This is a genomic window from Gordonia sputi NBRC 100414 (assembly GCF_000248055.1).
Lineage (GTDB): Bacteria > Actinomycetota > Actinomycetes > Mycobacteriales > Mycobacteriaceae > Gordonia > Gordonia sputi.
In genome coordinates this window covers 1-2244 of sequence record NZ_BAFC01000143.1, presented here as the reverse complement: position 1 = coordinate 2244, position 2244 = coordinate 1, and the positions used below count along the sequence as shown (strand labels likewise).

The window sequence follows — 2244 nt, the reverse complement described above, 5'->3', positions numbered from 1 at the left end:
TGTGGGCGGTCGATGAAAGTCGGCCCGGGGCGCGGTGAATGCCTTGCGGCATTCCCGTCTCCCCGGACCGCTTCCCGAACCCGGCGTGCACCTTTCAATGCACCGGGCTCTCCACGAGAGCCGTTGTCGCCTCGGCGTTCACCGTGTCGACAGGTTCTGGCCAGGGTGAAGGGATCACCGAACCGCGGTAGCGGTATCGGGTGGTGCCGATCTTCTCCAGATCGATCAGTTCCCGTTCCTCCCCAGCGGGCCACCATCCGCCGCCGCAATAGCGGCGGCGGAGTTGCGTCCAAGTCGTTTTCGGGTGTTTGCGGCGTAACCATCTCCACACCGTCTGCCACAGGTAGTGGCTGATGTACGAGAAGACCGCCGAGGACACCCCGGCCCGGAAATATCCCGCCCATCCCCGCACACTCGCGTTCACGCGGCGTAACAGGACATCGAGCGGTTGGCCGACCCCGATCTGTCTGCACAACGTCTTGATCTTCCGGCACGCGGCCACCACGGCCTTCTTGGACGGATAGACATACACGTAGTGCCGGTTGGTTCCTCGTTTGCGATGTCGCTGGATGCGCCACCCGAGGAAATCCAACCCGTCGTCGATGTGGGTGATCAGGGTTTTGTCCGGTGACAGACGCAGCCCCATCGTCGCCAGCACGGCGGCGATGTCCTCTCGGAACTGCTCGGCATCGGCCCTGGTGCCCCGAATCATCAGGCACCAGTCATCGGCGTAGCGGACGAGCTTGAAATTCGGCAGGCCGTGGCGCAGGCGTGCCGCCCGCTCGGCCTTGCCGGTATTCGGCCCGCCCGCGAGCCCGGCGATGTACTCGTCGAGCACCGACAAGGCGATATTCGCCAGCAGCGGTGAGAGAATCCCACCCTGCGGGGTACCGGCGGTGGTGTCTTCCAGCAACTTGTCCTCGGTGAGGATGCCCGCCTTCAGAAATGCCTTCACCACGGCCAGGACGCGTTTGTCGCCGACACGTCGACGCACCCGGCCCATCAGGGCCGTGTGGTCGATCTCGTCGAAACATGCCTTGATGTCTCCCTCAACAACCCACTCGTAACAGCGAGGTCGGGTCGCGAGGTAACGCACCTCGGCCACCGCGTCATGAGCCCGGCGCTTCGGACGGAACCCGTAAGAACACGGCAGAAAATCCGCTTCGAAGATCGGCTCCAACACCAGCTTCAACGATGCCTGGACCACCCGGTCAGCGATCGTGGGGATACCCAGTCGGCGCAACTTACCGCCACTCTTGGGGATCATCCGCTCACGGACCGGCACCGGCCGGAAACTGCGGTCCTTCAGACCAGACCGCAATCCGTCAAGGAACTCCTCAACGCCCTGCACCTGCGCGACGCTGGACGCGGTACGCCCATCCACCCCAGCAGTTGCGGCACCCTTGTTCCCGCTCACCCGATCCCACGCCACCAACAGAAACGCGCGATCGGCAACAACATTGAACAGATCGTCGAACCTGCGATGCGGATCATCGCGTGCCCAACGATGCAGTTTGGTCTGGATCTTCAGTACCCGGCGTTCCGCCTGCACCAGCGCGGACTCCAGTTCGTCGGTATTCACCGTCGACCACTCCTCCTGACATTCCACTACTGCCACTGCGTCTTTCGCTGGTCCCCTTCGCCCTGTAGCCGTCTCTCACGGCCGCCGAGACGGGCACGTCACCACCCGCGACTACTACGAGACCTCTGCCCCAACCTGCACCTGTCAGCCGGACACGGGCCTTCCACCACGACGAGCCGGATGCTCGCCACGACGGGCCACACACAGGTCGGTTCCCACGTTCACCAGGAAATCGATCGGTCAGGGAGGCACCCAGCTTTACCCCGGCAGCATCGCCACGGCTACGCCGCAGACCTTCACCGTGGCCTCCTCACCGCCCGAAATACACGGCCTCGGAGACGAAACCCTCGGAGATAGAGGATGTCGAGCACTGCAGACCGGCCCAGATCCGCCAGGTTGGAGCCGGCTTCGCGGTTACGGGGCGTCCATCACTGGTTCGCTCACGCTGTACCTTCTGACCTTGCTCGACGAGCCCGCACCGTCTGGCAGTACCAGCACGACTCGCCTTTGTCGGGGCCGCTTGCCACCCTTCCCGGCGCTCCCCGGATCAGGCTGCCCCCAGCTTCATCAGGCCGCTGCGACGACCCAAAAGAGACGGTCTCTCACCACCTCTCGATATACCCAGCGCCTCGTGGCGCACATCTCCGCCGCAAAGAAAGCCG

Annotated in this window: 1 protein-coding gene; it reads right to left on the bottom strand. The window is 64.0% G+C overall.

The window, feature by feature from the left end; genetic code table 11:
* Positions 1 to 94 precede the first annotated feature (94 nt).
* Positions 95 to 1582, bottom strand: a complete 1488-nt coding sequence (gene ltrA, locus GOSPT_RS22495; protein ID WP_005176048.1) for a group II intron reverse transcriptase/maturase — start codon at positions 1580 to 1582, stop codon at positions 95 to 97.
* Positions 1583 to 2244 lie beyond the last annotated feature (662 nt).